The 15,536-nt window shown below is 73.6% G+C and carries 22 protein-coding genes and 2 tRNA genes; 16 read left to right on the top strand and 8 right to left on the bottom strand.

Going from position 1 to position 15,536, the window contains the following annotated elements:
- Positions 1-2: 2 nt before the first annotated feature.
- Genes B5P21_RS09965 through B5P21_RS09950 form a run of 4 tightly spaced genes read left to right on the top strand, consistent with a single transcriptional unit; the run spans position 3 to position 3,176 of the window.
- On the top strand, positions 3-1,565 hold the full coding sequence (locus B5P21_RS09965; protein WP_094171095.1) for an ABC transporter ATP-binding protein: 1,563 nt from the start codon (positions 3-5) through the stop codon (positions 1,563-1,565).
- Complete coding sequence (locus B5P21_RS09960; protein WP_045527665.1) at positions 1,562-2,356, top strand: energy-coupling factor transporter transmembrane component T family protein; 795 nt, start codon at positions 1,562-1,564, stop codon at positions 2,354-2,356. The genes B5P21_RS09965 and B5P21_RS09960 overlap by 4 nt, the downstream gene beginning before the upstream one ends.
- Entirely contained in the window at positions 2,346-2,894 is a 549-nt protein-coding gene (locus tag B5P21_RS09955) for an AAA family ATPase (protein WP_045527667.1), read from the top strand. The genes B5P21_RS09960 and B5P21_RS09955 overlap by 11 nt, the downstream gene beginning before the upstream one ends.
- Before the next feature lie 9 nt (positions 2,895-2,903).
- Entirely contained in the window at positions 2,904-3,176 is a 273-nt protein-coding gene (locus B5P21_RS09950) for a hypothetical protein (RefSeq protein ID WP_045527669.1), read from the top strand.
- A gap of 132 nt (positions 3,177-3,308) precedes the next feature.
- On the opposite strand, the gene B5P21_RS09945 is transcribed toward B5P21_RS09950, so the two are convergent.
- From B5P21_RS09945 to orn, 3 genes are all read right to left on the bottom strand, one after another.
- Complete coding sequence (locus B5P21_RS09945) at positions 3,309-3,659, bottom strand: metallopeptidase family protein (RefSeq protein WP_045527671.1); 351 nt, start codon at positions 3,657-3,659, stop codon at positions 3,309-3,311.
- 127 nt (positions 3,660-3,786) lie between these two features.
- Positions 3,787-3,862: transfer RNA gene (locus B5P21_RS09940), tRNA-His, on the bottom strand.
- Between the two features lie 43 nt (positions 3,863-3,905).
- Positions 3,906-4,526 (bottom strand): oligoribonuclease, encoded by a 621-nt coding sequence (gene orn, locus B5P21_RS09935; RefSeq protein ID WP_045527672.1) that lies wholly within the window; start codon positions 4,524-4,526, stop codon positions 3,906-3,908.
- Between the two features lie 56 nt (positions 4,527-4,582).
- Between orn and B5P21_RS09930 the strand changes: the two genes are divergently transcribed.
- The 4 genes from B5P21_RS09930 (at position 4,583) to nadE (ending at position 6,113) form a co-directional block, all read left to right on the top strand.
- The gene (locus B5P21_RS09930) at positions 4,583-4,798 is read left to right on the top strand and encodes an SCO4848 family membrane protein (protein WP_045527674.1); all 216 of its coding nucleotides are present in this window, start codon (positions 4,583-4,585) and stop codon (positions 4,796-4,798) included.
- Positions 4,799-4,830: 32 nt separating this feature from the next.
- Complete coding sequence (locus tag B5P21_RS09925; protein WP_236688832.1) at positions 4,831-5,163, top strand: thioredoxin family protein; 333 nt, start codon at positions 4,831-4,833, stop codon at positions 5,161-5,163.
- Positions 5,164-5,177: 14 nt separating this feature from the next.
- A tRNA-Arg gene (locus tag B5P21_RS09920) sits at positions 5,178-5,250 on the top strand.
- A gap of 41 nt (positions 5,251-5,291) precedes the next feature.
- A complete protein-coding gene (gene nadE, locus B5P21_RS09915; RefSeq protein WP_045527677.1) occupies positions 5,292-6,113 on the top strand; it encodes an ammonia-dependent NAD(+) synthetase in 822 nt (273 codons plus the stop codon).
- Positions 6,114-6,190: 77 nt separating this feature from the next.
- On the opposite strand, the gene B5P21_RS09910 is transcribed toward nadE, so the two are convergent.
- Together B5P21_RS09910 and B5P21_RS09905 are read right to left on the bottom strand one after the other, a co-directional pair.
- A complete protein-coding gene (locus B5P21_RS09910) occupies positions 6,191-6,901 on the bottom strand; it encodes a hypothetical protein (RefSeq protein WP_045527679.1) in 711 nt (236 codons plus the stop codon).
- Between the two features lie 83 nt (positions 6,902-6,984).
- Positions 6,985-7,221, bottom strand: a complete 237-nt coding sequence (locus B5P21_RS09905) for a hypothetical protein (protein WP_045527680.1) — start codon at positions 7,219-7,221, stop codon at positions 6,985-6,987.
- 170 nt (positions 7,222-7,391) lie between these two features.
- On the opposite strand from B5P21_RS09905, the gene msrA reads away from it, so the two are divergent.
- The 7 genes from msrA to B5P21_RS09870 all read left to right on the top strand — a co-directional run bounded on the left by msrA (position 7,392) and on the right by B5P21_RS09870 (position 12,026).
- Positions 7,392-7,919: a peptide-methionine (S)-S-oxide reductase MsrA gene (msrA, locus tag B5P21_RS09900; RefSeq protein WP_094171094.1), complete on the top strand. Its 528-nt coding sequence runs from the start codon at positions 7,392-7,394 to the stop codon at positions 7,917-7,919.
- A 107-nt stretch (positions 7,920-8,026) separates the two neighbouring features.
- Entirely contained in the window at positions 8,027-8,251 is a 225-nt protein-coding gene (locus B5P21_RS09895; RefSeq protein ID WP_236688833.1) for a hypothetical protein, read from the top strand.
- 125 nt (positions 8,252-8,376) lie between these two features.
- Complete coding sequence (locus B5P21_RS09890) at positions 8,377-8,766, top strand: hypothetical protein (RefSeq protein ID WP_094171093.1); 390 nt, start codon at positions 8,377-8,379, stop codon at positions 8,764-8,766.
- Entirely contained in the window at positions 8,763-9,326 is a 564-nt protein-coding gene (locus B5P21_RS09885) for a MarR family winged helix-turn-helix transcriptional regulator (protein WP_045527689.1), read from the top strand. Before B5P21_RS09890 ends, B5P21_RS09885 begins: the two co-directional genes overlap by 4 nt.
- Entirely contained in the window at positions 9,323-9,802 is a 480-nt protein-coding gene (locus B5P21_RS09880) for a DUF6993 domain-containing protein (protein ID WP_236688834.1), read from the top strand. The genes B5P21_RS09885 and B5P21_RS09880 overlap by 4 nt, the downstream gene beginning before the upstream one ends.
- Positions 9,803-9,865: 63 nt before the next feature.
- A complete protein-coding gene (gene ettA, locus B5P21_RS09875) occupies positions 9,866-11,548 on the top strand; it encodes an energy-dependent translational throttle protein EttA (protein ID WP_043587175.1) in 1,683 nt (560 codons plus the stop codon).
- Positions 11,549-11,552: 4 nt separating this feature from the next.
- The gene (locus B5P21_RS09870) at positions 11,553-12,026 is read left to right on the top strand and encodes an acyl-CoA thioesterase (RefSeq protein WP_045527695.1); all 474 of its coding nucleotides are present in this window, start codon (positions 11,553-11,555) and stop codon (positions 12,024-12,026) included.
- 9 nt (positions 12,027-12,035) lie between these two features.
- Here the strand turns inward: B5P21_RS09870 and B5P21_RS09865 are convergent, their stop codons facing one another.
- Positions 12,036-12,941 carry an acyl-CoA thioesterase gene (locus B5P21_RS09865; RefSeq protein ID WP_094171092.1) on the bottom strand — a complete coding sequence of 302 codons (906 nt, stop codon included), beginning with the start codon at positions 12,939-12,941 and terminating at the stop codon, positions 12,036-12,038.
- 83 nt (positions 12,942-13,024) lie between these two features.
- On the opposite strand from B5P21_RS09865, the gene B5P21_RS09860 reads away from it, so the two are divergent.
- The gene (locus B5P21_RS09860) at positions 13,025-13,720 is read left to right on the top strand and encodes a DUF8185 domain-containing protein (protein ID WP_045527699.1); all 696 of its coding nucleotides are present in this window, start codon (positions 13,025-13,027) and stop codon (positions 13,718-13,720) included.
- A 50-nt stretch (positions 13,721-13,770) separates the two neighbouring features.
- On the opposite strand, the gene B5P21_RS09855 is transcribed toward B5P21_RS09860, so the two are convergent.
- Both B5P21_RS09855 and B5P21_RS09850 read right to left on the bottom strand, forming a co-directional pair.
- Positions 13,771-14,166: a globin gene (locus B5P21_RS09855; RefSeq protein ID WP_045527701.1), complete on the bottom strand. Its 396-nt coding sequence runs from the start codon at positions 14,164-14,166 to the stop codon at positions 13,771-13,773.
- Positions 14,166-15,479 carry a mechanosensitive ion channel family protein gene (locus B5P21_RS09850; RefSeq protein ID WP_045527703.1) on the bottom strand — a complete coding sequence of 438 codons (1,314 nt, stop codon included), beginning with the start codon at positions 15,477-15,479 and terminating at the stop codon, positions 14,166-14,168. The genes B5P21_RS09855 and B5P21_RS09850 overlap by 1 nt, the downstream gene beginning before the upstream one ends.
- Between the last annotated feature and the right edge of the window lie 57 nt (positions 15,480-15,536).

Here is a 15,536-nt window from a genome sequence, read left to right as displayed (position 1 = left end):
CCGTGCGGCGGCCGGGCCGTCGCCCGTCGTCGATCGACGCCGCGCGCGTGCCGCTCGCCGGGCCGGAGGCGACGGCCGAGCGGGCGGGCGGCGCGTCCGTCCGGGCCGAGGGCTGGGGCTGGCGGCACGCCGGCCGGAGCGCCTGGGCGGTCCGCGACGTCGACCTCGTGATCGAGCCGGGCGAGCGCGTGCTGCTGCTCGGCGCGTCCGGCGCGGGGAAGACCACGCTCATGCACGCGCTCGCGGGCGTCCTCGGCGGCGACGACGAGGGGGAGACCCGCGGCACCCTCCTCGTCGACGGGGAGGATCCGGCCGCCCGCCGCGGCCGCGCGGGCCTCGTGCTGCAGGACCCGGACGCGCAGGTGATCCTGTCCCGCGTCGGCGACGACGTCGCGTTCGGCTGCGAGAACCTCGGCGTCCCGCGCGACGAGATCTGGGTGCGCGTGCGCGACGCCCTCGACGCGGTCGGGCTCGACGTCGCCCTCGACCGCTCCACGACCGCGCTCTCCGGCGGCCAGAAGCAGCGCCTCGCCCTCGCCGGGGTGCTCGCGATGCGGCCCGGGCTCCTGCTGCTCGACGAGCCGACCGCGAACCTCGACCCCGACGGCGTCGGCGAGGTGCGGCGCGCCGTCGAGTCCGTGGTCGAGGTGAGCGGCGCCACCCTCGTCGTCATCGAGCACCGGGTCGCCGTCTGGCAGGACCTCGTCGACCGGGTCGTCGTGCTCGCGGCCGACGGGGGGGTCCTCGCCGACGGGGCACCCGACGACGTGCTCCGCGACCAGGGCGCGTCCCTCGCGGCCGCGGGCGTCTGGGTGCCGGGCCGGGAGCCGGCCGCGCCGATGCGCGATCGAGCCGCACCCGCGGCGCTCCTCTGCGCGGACGGCCTCGTCGTGGGGCGGGGCGGGGCGCGCGGCACCGCGGTGGCGCACGGAGACGGCGTCGCGCTCGCCTCGGGACGCGTCACCGCCCTCACCGGGCCGAACGGCGGCGGCAAGAGCACGCTCGCGCTGACGCTGGGCGGCCTGCTGCCCGCGCTGTCGGGCCGGGTCGTCGCGGAGGCCGTCCTCGCGGACGGCCTGGGCGCGGATCCGGCCGCCTGGCGCTCGCGCGAGCTCGCCGCCCGCATCGGCACTGTCTTCCAGGACCCGGAGCACCAGTTCCTCGCCGGCACCGTGCGCGCCGAGCTCGAGGTCGGCCCGCGGGCCGTGGGCACGGATCCCGCCGACGCGGCCCGCCGGGTCAACGAGCTGCTCGTCCGCCTGCGCCTCGACGGCCTCGCGCAGGCGAACCCGTTCACCCTCTCCGGCGGCGAGAAGCGGCGCCTCTCCGTGGCGACCGCCCTCGCGACCGCGCCGCGCCTCCTCGTCCTCGACGAGCCGACGTTCGGGCAGGACGCCCGCACCTGGGCCGAGCTCGTGGCGCTCCTCGCCGACCTCGCCGACCGGGAGGGCGTCGGCGTGCTCGCCGTCACCCACGACGCGGACCTCGTCCGGGCGCTCGCGGACGACGTCCTCCGCCTCGACGCCGTCCCGGGCTCCGCCGCCCGCCTGGAGGTCGTGCGATGAGCGCCGCCCCCTCGGTCGTCATCCCTGCAGCCCGCGCCACCGGCCTCGCCGCCGTCAACCCCGTGGCCCGCCTCGCGGCCGCCCTCGTGCTGACGCTCGTCCTCGTGCTGAGCCTCGACGTGGTCTCCGCGGGCGCGGCGCTGCTGCTCGAGCTGCTGCTCCTGCCGTTCGCGGGCCTCCGTCCGCGCGCGTTCCTCCTGCGCAGCATCCCCATCTGGGTCGCGGCGCCCAGCGCCGGCCTCACGATCCTGCTCTACGGACGCACGTCGGGCGACGTCTACGCCCAGTTCCTGCTCGTCGTCGTCAGTGAGGGGTCGGTGCTGCTCGCGGTCGCGACCACGCTGCGCGTGCTGGCCATCGGCGTCGCGTCGCTCGTCCTCTTCTCGAACGTGGATCCCACGGACCTCGCCGACGGGCTCGCCCAGGTCGGGCGACTGCCGTCCCGCTTCGTCCTCGGGGCGCTCGCGGGCGTGCGGCTCGTGGGCCTGCTCCTCGACGACTGGCGCTCGCTCGAGCTGGCCCGTCGCGCGCGCGGCGTCGCCGACCGCGGCCGGATCCGCCGGTTCGCCGGTCAGGCCTTCGCGCTCCTCGTTCTGTCGATCCGGCGCGGCAGCAAGCTGGCGACCGCGATGGAGGCCCGCGGCTTCGGCGGCGCGACCGCGCGCACGTGGGCCCGCCCCAGCGTGGTCGGCCGACGCGAGGCGATCGTCGTATCCGTCGCGGTGCTCGTCGCCGTCTCCTCCGTGGCGGCTGCCGTCGCGGCCGGGACATGGAACTTCGTTGCGGCGTGATCCGGGGGAGCGGCGCCCGGCGCTGATCCTCGTCGACGGCCCGTCCGGCTCCGGCAAGTCGACCCTCGCCGACGTCCTGGTCCGCGACGGCGACGCTGCCGCGCACCTGGCGCCGGGCGCGCAGCTCCTCCGGCTCGACGACGTCTACCCCGGCTGGGACGGCCTCGAAGCGGCGTCCCGGCACCTCGAGCACCACGTCGTCGACGAGATGCGCCCGGGCGGACGACCGCGGTGGCGCCGCTGGGACTGGACCGCCGACGCGCCCGCGGAGTGGCACGACCTGGATCCGGCGCGTCCGCTCGTCGTCGAGGGCTGCGGATCCCTGACCCGCGCCGCCGCGCTCCGCGCCACGCACCGCATCTGGGTGGAGGCCGACGACGCCGTGCGCCGAGCCCGCGCCATCGCCCGCGACGGCGAGTCCTTCGCGGTCGAGTGGGAGCGCTGGGACGCGCAGTGGCGGGCGCACGTGTCCCGGGAGGATCCGCGGGCCCTGGCCGACGTCGTCGTCCGCACGGACGCCGTGGCGGCGGCCGGGTAGCCTGAGGCCATGACCGATTCCGCACCGTCCGACGTCCGCTACCTCGCCGTCTTCGCCGACGGCCCCCTCGAGGGCACCACCGAGACCCGCGTCCTCGTCGACGGCCAGCACGACGAGACCATCAGCACCATGTCGGCCGTGGAGGGCAAGGAGTCGCTCTTCCAGTACCGCGCCGGCGAGGTCTCGGAGGTCGCGGGCGAGCAGCGCGTCACCTACTCGTACGTGGCCGACGGCAGCGACGACGTCCTCGGCGAGGGCGACGACGAGTCCCTCGAGCTCTGATCCCCGGCACCCCCGGCGCCTGAGCGCCCCTCCGCACGACCCCGGCCCGCGACGCGGCTGCCGGGGTCGTCGTGCGTCCGGGCTCGGTCGGCGCCTGCCGTCGTCCCGTTGTGCCGGCCGGGCGTCGTCGGCTCAGGCCCAGCCGAGCTCGTGCAGCCGGTCGTCGTCGATGCCGTGGAAGTGCGCGATCTCGTGCACGAGCGTGACGTGGACGAGGTCCCGCAGCGCGTCCATGTCCTCGGCCTCGTGCAGGTGCGGCTCGCGGTAGACGACGATGCGGTCCGGCATCTCGCCGAACCCGTACTGCCCGCGCTCGGTCATCGCGACGCCGTCGTAGAGCCCGAGCAGGCCGAGCGACCCGTCCTCGGGTCGGTCCTCGACGACGAACACGACGTTGTCAAGGCCGTCCACCATCTCGTCCGGCAGCTCGTCGAGCTCGTCGATCACCAGCTTCTCGAAGTCGTCGGGATCGCAACGCAGCATCCGACCACCATCCCACACGCGCGTGCGGGCGAGCCCGCGCTGCGCGTCGGCGGAGCGCCGGACGGCCGGCCACCGCGGGGGAGACGACGGAAGGGCCGGGACCCTCTCGGATCCCGGCCCTTCCCGGTGGGGTGGACGACGGGGCTCGAACCCGCGACTTCCGGCTCCACAAGCCAGCGCTCTGCCAACTGAGCTACGCCCACCATGCGGCCGATCCCGCTCTCGCGGGCGGCCATGACGAGGATACTACAGCCGCGGGGCCCACGCGGACGTGACGTCCGCGGCGATGGCCTGCACGTCGTCGGTCGCGGGCCCGGGCGCCGGCACGAACGCCGCACGGCGGTAGTACTCGAGCTCGCGGATCGACTCGAGGATGTCGGCGAGGGCGCGGTGGCCGCCGTTCTTCGCGGGGGAGTTGAAGTAGATCCGGGGGAACCACTCCTTGGCGAGCACCTTGATGGAGGAGACGTCGACGCTGCGGTAGTGCAGGTGCGCGTCCACGCGGGGCATGTACTTCGCGAGGAAGGCGCGGTCGGTGCCGATGGTGTTGCCCGCGATGGGGGCCTTGCCGCCGTTCGGCACGTGCTGCAGCAGGTACTCCAGCACCGCGAACTCGGCGTCGGCGAGGCTGACGCCCCCGGGGATCTCCTCGAGTAGCCCCGAGGAGCGGTGCATGTCGGTGACGAACTCGCCCATGTTGGCCAGCGCCGCGGGGTCGGGGTTGATGACGATCGTGAAGCCGTCGTCGACGGGCACGAGGTCGAAGTCGGTGACGACCACCGCGACCTCCACCAGCTCGTCGATCGCGAGGTCGAGCCCCGTCATCTCGCAGTCGATCCACACCAGCCGGTCCGCGTTGTTGCCCATCCTCCGATCCTATCGGCGGGCCCGGGCCGCCCCGATGCGCCGCCTACCATGGGGGAGTGATCACCCTCCTCGCCGTCCTCCTCCTCGTCAACGGCGTCTGGAACGTCGTCGTGTGGCCGCAGTTCCTCAAGCGCGTGGCGAAGGATCCCCGAGCCCGCGCCGCCGACGGTTCGCGCACCGCGTTCTTCACCGTCCACCTCGTGCTGGTATCGGTGTCGCTGCTCCTCGCCCTCGTCTCGATCATCGCCGCCGTCGCGGCGTTCGCCTCCTGATCCCCGGAGAGGGCGCGCCCGCGGGCGTCGACGTGCCCGAGGGATCCGAGGGCGTGCGCGTCCTCATGTTCTCCTCGCTGTTCTGCGTCCCGTGCCAGGCCACCCGGCGGACGCTGCAGGAGGTGCAGCGGCTCCTGCCCTGGCTCCCGATGGAGGAGCTCGACGTCGCGGCGCACCCGGAGCTGGCGGAGGAGGAGCGCATCCGATCGACGCCGACGATCCTCGTGCGCGCGGGGGACCGCGAGGTGCTCCGCGCGGAGGGCGTGCCGACCGCGCCCCAGGTGCTGCAGGCGGTCGTGCGCGTCATGGACGGGACGGCCCCCGCCGCTCCCGGCGGTGCCTCGGAGCGCCCGGATCCCGCGTAGTACCCTCGTGATGACCCCCTGTAGCTCAATGGATAGAGCATCGGCCTTCTAATCCGACGGTTGCGCGTTCGAGTCGCGCCGGGGGGACCGACTGTCGGAAGCGCGGGATCGGCCGTAGATTTGGGCGCATGCGCGACATCCAGTCACAGATCATCGCCGCCCTCGAGGTGCGCCCGACCATCGATCCCGCCGACGAGGTCCGGAAGCGCGTCGACTTCCTCAAGGCCTACCTCCGGTCCACCGGCGCAGAGGGCTTCGTCCTCGGCGTGAGCGGCGGCCAGGACTCGTCTCTCGCCGGGCGCCTCGCCCAGCTCGCGATCGAGGAGCTCGCGGGCGAGGGGCTCCTCGCCGAGTTCATCGCCGTGCGCCTGCCGTACGGGGTGCAGGCCGATGAGGAGGACGCGCAGCTGGCGCTCTCCTTCATCCAGCCCAAGTCGAGCGTCGTCTTCGACATCAAGCGCGCGGTCGACGGCTTCCAGGCGGAGTACGCCGACGCGGTCGGCCACGCGATGACGGACTTCACCAAGGGCAACGTCAAGGCGCGCTCGCGCATGGTCGCCCAGTACGCGCTGGCCGGGCAGGCCCGCCTGCTGGTGATCGGCACCGACCACGCGGCCGAGGCCGTCACGGGGTTCTTCACGAAGTACGGCGACGGCGGCGCGGACGTGCTCCCGCTCACGGGTCTCAGCAAGCGCCAGGGCCGGGCCCTCCTCGAGCACCTCGGAGCGCCGGAGCGGCTGTACCTCAAGGCCCCCACGGCCGATCTCCTCGACGACACCCCCGGCCAGACGGACGAGGCGAACCTCGGCCTCACCTACGCCGACATCGACGACTTCCTCGAGGGCCGCGACGTCGCCGACGAGGTGGCCGAGGCGATCGAGGCCCGCTACGAGAGCACGGAGCACAAGCGGCGCGTGCCCGCCAGCATGTTCGACGACTGGTGGAAGTGATCCGCCTCTGACCCGACGCGACGACGCCCCGCACCTCGACCGAGATGCGGGGCGTCGTCATGTGACGGCGAGGAGGGTCAGCGCCGCTCGGAGTCCGCGGCGCGCGAGTTCGCGGCCGACGACGAGGGGACGGGCGGGCTGTACTGCTCTTCGGGGGACTCGACGCGGCGCTCGGCGACGGGCTGGTCGTCGGATCCGCTGCGCCACGGCACCGGGACGGGGGCGACGGCGCTCGCGTCATCCGGGCGAGCCGGCGTCCTGGTCGCGGCGGCCGTGTCGGCGACGGGCTGGTCGTCCTCGAACTGCCAGCGCGAGATGTCGCCCTGGAAGATCTTGCGGGCGCGGCCGGGGTGGTGCTGCCACTCGACCATGCGGTCGCGGAACTCGGCGAGCTGCGCGTCGAACTGGAAGCCGAAGCTGCCGCTGCCGCGCTTGAACTCGGTGATCTCGTGCGCGGCCCAGGTGGCGGCGGTGGCCGCGCCCTTGACCGGCAGGAGGCGGATGCGGATGTCGGCCTCGCCCGCGGCGCGGTCCGCGAGGACGCGCTCCTGCGCCGTGAGGCCGTCCCACACGGAGGCCTGGCGGGCCGCGTCGACGAGCACGCCGATGGCGGCGGCCTTCACCTCGCGGTCGTGCCGGGTGAGGATCCGCTGCGTGGCGCTGCGCGCGATGGCGGCGGCGAGCACGCCGGCCACCACGATGGCGACGAAGGGGACGACGACGCCGGAGAGGAGCTGCGTGCCCCGCTCGGACGCGAGGGCATCGAGGAGATCATTCCACCACTGCATGCGGCGACCGTACCCCGGCGCCCGGGCCCGATCCGGGAGGCCGGGCGGGCGCGTCGCCGCACCCGCTCACCGGTGGCCGCCGGTCAGAACCGCAGGCAGTCGACCGCGTCCTGCAGCTCCCAGAAGTCACCGAGCGGCACGAACCCCTGCGCGTCCCGGCGCAGGCGCTTCGCGCGGAACCGCTCGCCCTGCGGCTCGTGCATGCGCTCCACGTAGCCGAGCACGGCGCCGTCCGGCCGGGTGACGCGCAGGAGCCCGTCGTGCAGCTCGCGCACCTGGGCGGCCGAGCGCGACAGGGGGGTGTAGGTGATGCTGGGCATGGTGTCCTCCGTCCGCGTGCCGCCGGCCCGGCGGTGTCTCGATGTCCCCGAAGCTACGGGGGACCACCGACATCGCGACCGGCAGGAATGGGCGGCGTCCGGTGACGGTTCCCTCCCATGTCGACCACCGCGGACCTCGCGCGCGTCGACGGGAAGTAGGTTCATCTCTCATGCAGACATTCATCCTCGCCGGCGGCTGCTTCTGGTGCCTCGATGCGGTCTACCGCACGCTCGACGGCGTCCAGGACGTCATCTCCGGATACATCGGCGGCCACACCGCCCACCCCTCCTACGACGCCGTGTGCACGGGCGCGACCGGGCACGCCGAGGCGGTGAAGGTGTTCTTCGACGAGGAGGTCATCCCCGCGGACGTCATCCTCGACGTGTTCTTCACGCTGCACGACCCGCGCCAGCTCAACCGCCAGGGCGCCGACGTCGGCACCCAGTATCGCTCCGCCATGTTCCCCGCGGACGCCGAGCAGGAGCAGCTGTTCCGCGACGCGATCTCGCGCGCCGGCGAGCTGTGGGACGGCACCGTCGTCACCACGATCGAGCCGGTCGGCACCTGGTACGACGCGGAGGACTACCACCAGGACTTCTTCGCCAAGAACCCCGGCCAGGGCTACTGCAACGCCGTCGCCGTGCCCAAGGTGAACAAGGTGCGGAAGTCCTTCGCGCAGTACGTGCGCGCCGCCTGATCCGCCTCTCCCTCGACGCCCCGCGACCTGTACGGCCGCGGGGCGTCGGCGTACCATCGGCACGTCCGGGCGACGGAGCCCGGGGAGGAGAGACGACGACGATGTCGATGACCACCAGCACGAGCACCACCGGCGTCCCGCGCACCGCGGGCAAGACCTGGGTGGCCTTCGGGGCCACGGGGGCGCTCGCCTCCATCCACTCGCACGACGACGGCTACGAGGTGCGGTCGCTGCACCGCGGCGTCGTCTCCGGCACCTACCCCACCCTGGAGATCGCGAAGGCGGCGCTCCGCGCGGGTCGGGACGAGGACCTCCGCTTCACTGAGCACTGAGTCCGGGCCGTCCCTCCCCAGGCGCGCGCGCCGTGCGCCGTGCGCGGGATGCGCTCGGCCCCGTCGCGCAGCGCGTCCTCCGGGACACCCTCGGTCGCGGCCGCCGGGCCGCGGGAGGAGGGGCGATGGGCGCACAGGGCGAGGGACACGGCGACGGGACGCGGGGGAGCGGGACGCACGTCGCGTTGCGCGGCACGGTCGCGCGGCGGCCGCGATCCATCCGCACCGTCGAGGGATGGGAGGTCGCCAGCGTCCTCGTCGGTCCCGTGGGCCCGGGGCATCCGCGCGGCCCGGAGGGCGACGGGATCCTCGTCGTGTGCACGGGCGCCGGCGCCCATGGCGACGTGGCGAGTCTCGTCATCGGGGAGGAGGTCATCGTCCTGGGCGAGCTCGTTCCCCGTCGGGCGGCCCGGTCGGAGCACGACGCGGTGGAGCTCGTGGGGCACGCCGTGCTCGCGCGACGCGGCATCGCGCGCGTCGGCCCCACGGCGGCGGAGCCTAGGATCGCACCATGAGCGGATCCCCCCGGTGGCTCGAGCCGGATCAGCAGCGCGCCTGGCGGACGGTCATCGTCGCGCTGAACCACGTGAGCGAGCGCATCGAGCGGGAGCTCCTCCGCGACGCGGGCATGCCGCACGCCTACTACATGATCCTCGTCCGGCTGTCGGAGGCCGAGGGCGGGGCGCTCCCCATGAGCGTCCTCGCCCGGGCGCTCCAGGCCTCGGCGAGCCGCACCTCCCACGCCGTCACCCGCCTCGAGCAGCTGGGGTGGGTCCGCCGCTCGCGGTCGCCGCATGACGGCAGGAGCCTCCTCGCGGAGCTCACCGACGAGGGCCGGGCGACCCTCGTCGCGGCCGCCCCCGGCCACGCCGAGGAGGTGCTCCGCACGGTGTTCGACCCGCTGAGCGCCGAGCAGACCGCGCAGCTCGAGGCCATCGCGCGGGATATCCTCACCAGCATGAGCGCATCCTCCCTCGACGACGGCCGGGGGAGCGCCCGCGGCGACGACCTCGCCATCCCCCCGGCATCCGATCGCGACGCCGAGGCGGCCTGCCCCGACGAGTCCGCCGCGTGATCCGCGCCCTCCTGGCGCCGGTCCTCCTCGCTGCGCTGCTCCTGTCGGCCTGCACGCAGTCGCCCGCCGCGCCGGAGCCGACCCCGACCGCCGTCACGGACAGCGCCGATCCCGGCGCCGCGCCCGCCGCGCCCGCCACACCCACCATCGCGCCCGTCGACCCGACGGGGACAGCCGAGGCAAACCTGCCCGCATTCGAGGCCATGGCGGGAGCGGTCGTCGCCGCGGATCCCAACGCGCAGGGCCGGTCGCTCGTGGACGCGCTCGTCGGCGCCGGCTTCCCGAAGGACCGCATGGAGGTCACCGCCGACGCGACGCCGCTCGGCAACTCGGTCGACTCGATCCTCGTCGCCGTGCGCATGGCGGACGCCTGCCTCATCGGGCAGCGGGCCCAGGACGGCTTCACCGCGCACGTCGAGCCGGCGCTCTCCTCCGGCCGCTGCCTGGTCGGCCAGACGCGCGCCATCGACTGGTGACGACGGTGCCGGCGCCTCCGCGCGCGGCATCCGGCGGCCGCGGCACTGAATAGACTCGTGACCATGGCTGAATACATCTACTCGATGGTCCGCGCCCGGAAGTCGGTCGGCGACAAGCTGATCCTCGACGACGTCACCATGTCGTTCATCCCCGGCGCGAAGATCGGCGTCGTCGGCCCGAACGGCGCGGGCAAGTCGACGATCCTCAAGATCATGGCGGGCCTCGACACCCCCAGCAACGGCGAGGCGAAGCTGTCGCCCGGGTACTCGGTCGGCATCCTCATGCAGGAGCCGGAGCTCGACGAGTCGAAGACCGTGCTCGAGAACGTCCAGGAGGGCGTCGGCCCGCTGAAGGCGCAGGTCGACCGCTACAACGAGATCGCCGCGGCCATGGCGGAGCCCGACGCCGACTTCGACACCCTGCTCGCCGAGATGGGCACGCTGCAGGAGGCCATCGACGCCGCCGACGGCTGGGAGCTCGACTCGCAGCTCGAGCAGGCGATGGACGCGCTGCGCACCCCGCCGGGCGACGCCTCGGTCGCGAACCTCTCGGGCGGCGAGAAGCGCCGCGTCGCGCTCTGCAAGCTGCTGCTCCAGAAGCCGGACCTGCTGCTCCTCGACGAGCCCACCAACCACCTCGACGCCGAGAGCGTGCTCTGGCTCGAGCAGCACCTGTCCAAGTACCCGGGCGCCGTCCTCGCCGTGACCCACGACCGGTACTTCCTCGACCACGTGGCCGAGTGGATCGCCGAGGTCGACCGCGGGCGCCTCTACCCCTACGAGGGCAACTACTCGACCTACCTCGAGAAGAAGCAGGAGCGCCTGAGCGTCCAGGGCAAGAAGGACGCCAAGCTCTCCAAGCGCCTCGCCGAGGAGCTCGACTGGGTGCGCAGCAACGCCAAGGGCCGCCAGGCGAAGTCCAAGGCGCGCCTCGCCCGCTACGAGGAGATGGTGACCGAGGCGGAGCGCACGAGGAAGCTGGACTTCGAGGAGATCCAGATCCCCGTCGGCCCGCGGCTCGGCTCGCAGGTCATCGACGCGAAGAAGCTGCACAAGCAGTTCGGCGAGCGGGTCCTCATCGACGACCTCTCCTTCACGCTCCCGCGCAACGGCATCGTCGGCGTCATCGGTCCGAACGGCGTCGGCAAGACCACGCTGTTCAAGACCATCGTCGGCTTCGAGCCGCTCGACTCGGGGGAGCTCAAGGTCGGCGACACCGTCGACATCTCCTACGTCGACCAGAGCCGCGGAGGCATCGACCCGGAGAAGTCGCTGTTCGAGGTCGTCTCGGACGGCCAGGACTACATCCAGGTCGGCAAGCAGGAGGTGCCCGCGCGCGCCTACGTCTCCACGTTCGGCTTCAAGGGCCCCGACCAGCAGAAGAAGGCCGGCATCCTCTCGGGTGGCGAGCGCAACCGCCTGAACCTCGCGCTCACGCTCAAGCAGGGCGGGAACCTGCTGCTGCTCGACGAGCCCACCAACGACCTGGACGTCGAGACGCTCGGCAGCCTCGAGAACGCGCTGCTCGAGTTCCCCGGCTGCGCCGTGGTCATCACCCACGATCGGTGGTTCCTCGACCGGATCGCGACACACATCCTGTCCTACGAGGGCACGGAGGAGGACCCCGCGAACTGGTACTGGTTCGAGGGGAACTTCGAGGCGTACGAGCAGAACAAGATCGAGCGCCTGGGCGCGGACGCCGCGAAGCCGCACCGCTCCGCGTACCGCAAGCTCACCCGGGACTGATCCCGTGACCCGAGTCCACGTCCCGATCCACCTCAGGTGGGCGGACCTCGACGCCTACGACCACGTGAACAACGTGGAGGTCCTGCGGCTCCTGGAGGAGGCGCGGGTCCGCGCCTTCTGGCGGGGCGAGGACGACGGCGTGGACGCGGGTCTCGCGCTCATCGACGCGTCCGCGGGCGCGTCGACCATGACCCTGATCGCGCGGCAGGAGGTCGAGTACCTGCTGCCCATCTCCTACGGGAGGCGTCCGCTCGACGTGCAGGTGTGGCTGGGGCGGCTCGGCGGGTCCAGCTTCGAGGCGTGCTACGAGCTGCGGTCACCCGCGGGCGTCGAGCCGGCGGCGCTCTACGCGCGCGCCTCCACGACGATCGTGCTCGTCGACGCCGCCACGGGGCGCCCGCGGCGGATCACCGAGGACGAGCGCGCCGCCTGGGCGGAGTACGTGGAGGAGCCGGTCGCGTTCAGCCGCCGCGGCTGAGCCGGCCGGTCAGGCGCGGTCCGCGAGCGGGACCCGGACCATGCCCTCCTGCGCCACGCTCGCGAGCAGCACGCCGTCGCGCGAGTAGATGCGGCCGAGGGAGAGGCCGCGGCCGCCCTGGGCGCTCGTCGACTCCTGCACGTAGAGCATCCACTCGTCCGCGCGCCCGAAGCGGTGGAACCACATCGCGTGATCGAGGCTCGCGGCCTTCATGCCGGGCGTCGCCCAGGAGAGGCCGTGCCTGCGGTAGATGGACTCGAGGATCGAGTAGTCGCTCGCGTAGGCGAGGGAGGCGAGGTGCACGGCCGGGTCGTCGGGGAGGCGGCCGATGGCGCGGATCCACACGGCCTGGTGCGCGACGCGCTCCGGGGCGGCGCCGAAGTAGACCGGCTGCTCGACGTGGCGCATGTCGAAGGGGCGGTCGTTGGCCCAGTGCGCGGCGACGGGGTGGTCGATGCGCGACAGCACGTCGCGCGCGCTCGGCAGCCACTCCGGCTCGGGGATCCCCTCGGGCATGGGCGCCTGGTGCTCGAGGCCCTCGTCCGCGTCCTGGAACGACGCGATCATGGAGAGGATCGGCCGGCCGTCCTGATACGCCTGCGTGCGGCGGGTCGAGAACGAGCGCCCGTCGTGGATGCGGTCGACCGAGAACGTGATGGGCTTCGTGACGTCGCCGGGGCGGAGGAAGTAGCCGTGCATGCTGTGCGGGCGGCGGTCGGCGTCCGTGGTGCGCATGGCGGCGACGAGGGACTGCGCGAGGACCTGGCCGCCGAAGACGCGGCCCATCGGCATCCACTGCGACGGCCCGGTGGAGATGTCCTCGCTCGTGCGCGCACCCGTGTCGGTGAGGTCGAGGGCGGTGAGGAGCCCGGCGAGCGGGCCGTCGTCCGGGATGTCGGATGCGTGGTCGGTCATGGGTCCTCCGCCTGGCGGGTCCGGCCTCGGGCGGCCGGGCGCCCGGCGGATCGCACGGGCGCATCCAGTAGCTTAGACACGCCATGACGCCCTCCTTCGCCCTCCGGGACGCCTTCGCCCTGGGCGATCTGCAGACCTTCCTCGGGCGCTCCGCCCGCGTCGACGACGGGGCCGTGCGCCTCATCGGATCCGGCGGAGTGCTCGCCGTGTACACCTCGGTGGTGCAGCCGGCCGGCCTCCTCGACCGGTCGCCCACCGTGCTCGGCCTCCGCACGTTCGCGGCCGAGACGCAGGGGCCCGTGGACAGCGTGGTGCCGATCCGCGCCCTCCTCGACCGGCTGGCGCGCCTCGAGGGGCCGGCGACCGGATCCCCGGGCGAGCCCGTCGGCGTGCTCGTGCCGCCGGACACCGCCAACGCGCCGTGGGCCGGGATCTCCCCGCCGCGCGCCGGATGGGAGCGGGCGGCGGACGTCCCCGCGTCGTCCCTCCGCGCCGCGGCGCGCGCCGGGATCGACGAGGTCGCGGCCGCCGTGCCGTCGGGCATCGGCGAGCAGATCGTGACGCGCGTGCGCGGCGAGGTGTGGGGCCGTGCCGTGGAGGGCGCGCCCGAGGTGGTGGCCGGAGGTGCCTTCGCGGCCTACAGCCTCGGGTTCCTCGGGCCGGACCCCGCTCCCGACGCGGCGCCGGACGACGCGGAGGCACCCGTCGCGGTGTTCCGCGCCGGGCCGTGGACGCGCCTCACCACGGCACGCGGCCACGTGCTCGTGCGGCGCCTCTAGGGCTCCCGTCCGCGTCGACGTCGGCGCTCAGGACGCGTCGACGCCTCCGCTCAGGACTCGTCGAACGTGTTGACCATCGCGTGCGCGGCCCGCTCGAGGTAGTCCCAGAGCTGCGCCTCGTGCATCGGCGGCAGGTCGAGCGAGTCGACGGCCACGCGCATGTGCGCGAGCCAGCGATCGCGCGCGTCCGGGTTGACGCGGAACGGCATGTGCCGCATCCGCAGCCGCGGGTGGCCTCGCTCGTCGCTGTAGGTCGTGGGACCGCCCCAGTACTGCTCGAGGAACCCGGTGAGGCGCTGGATCGCGCCCTCGAGGTCCTCCTCCGGGTACATCGCGACGAGCACGGGATCGTCGGCCACGCCCCGGTAGAACTCGCGGACCAGCTTCTCGAAGGTGGGGCGGCCGCCGACGTCGTCGTAGAACGAGCTCGCGAGCAGGTCGGCCATCAGGACTCCTCGGGCGGCGTAGCAGGCTTCCGCGGCTGGCGCGGCGCGCGCGGCGGCTTCGCGGGAGCGGCGGCCTCGGATCCCGCACCCGTGTCGGTCGTCCCCTCGGGCGACGGCGCGGTCGCGGGGTCCTCGGGGAGGACGGTCCAGGTCGCGGTGACCTCGTCCTCGTCCGGGTCCGCGTCCCGGGCGGGTGCCGGGTCCTGCGCGGGGATCATCCGCGTCGCGCGCGGGTCGGGGCGGGAGCCGGCGGCGCCGCGGACGACGGGGGAGACGGAGCCGGCGGCCGGGGATCCGGGCTGCCGCTGCGCGACCTTCCGGGCGGCGCGCTTGCGGGGAGCCGGCTGCTCGGGCTGCTGCACGGGCGTCGACGCGGTGCGCGGCGGGTGCGCGCCGCCCACGCTCGCCGCGCTGTCGAAGCCGGTGAGCACGACGGCGGTGAGCGACGGCAGGGTGACGCCCATCGCGTCGAGGCTCGCCTTGAGCCGGCCCCGGAGCTCGCGGGAGACGTCGTCGCGCGCGTTGCTGCGGGTCTTGACGACCACGCGGATCACGACGGCCGACTCCGAGATCGACTCGATGCCCCACAGCTCGGGCTTCTCGACGATGCGCGAGCGCCACTTCGGGGTGGACGCGAGCTCCGTGGCGGTCGCGAGCATGCGCTCCTGCACGGCCTGCACGTCGGTGTCGTAGGGGACGGCGAGGTCGATGACGACGCGCGCCCAGCCCTGCGACATGTTGCCGACGCGGAGGATCTCGCCGTTGCGCACGAACCAGAGCGTGCCGTTGACGTCGCGGAGGGTCGTGATGCGGATGCCGACGGTCTCGACGACGCCCGTCGCGGGCCCCACGTCGACGACGTCGCCCACGCCGAGCTGGTCCTCCACGACCATGAACAGGCCGTTGAGGATGTCCTTGACGATGTTCTGCGCGCCGAAGCCGAGGCCGGCGCCGAGTGCGGCGGTGAGGAGGGCGAGGGAGCTGGTGACGTCGGGCGCGACGACCGAGAGCACGCTCGCGATGACGATCACGACGATGACGACAGTGGTGATGTTGCTCAGCACGCTGCCGAGGGTCCGGGTGCGCTGCACGACGCGGACGGCCGTGAGCGGCGATGCCTGGATCGACTGCGTGTCGTCGACGTTCTGCCGCTTCTTGACGCCCGAGACGATGCGGTCGACGGTCTGCCGTATGACGACGAGGAGGATCAGGCGGAGCAGGAGTCCGCCGGCGATGTAGGAGACGACTTTGATGAGGTCCCCCCACGTGGAGAAGAACGAGCCGTCGCCGCAGCACACCATGCTCAGGTCCATCGCGACGCGCTTCCGACGGGGGTGAGGAGAGGGGAGGTCATCCGGCCGAGTGTACCG

This window comes from Clavibacter michiganensis subsp. insidiosus (assembly GCF_002240565.1).
Taxonomy (GTDB): domain Bacteria; phylum Actinomycetota; class Actinomycetes; order Actinomycetales; family Microbacteriaceae; genus Clavibacter; species Clavibacter insidiosus.
The sequence above is the reverse complement of the archived record's forward strand: the minus strand, read 5'-3'. Positions and strand labels throughout refer to the sequence as shown.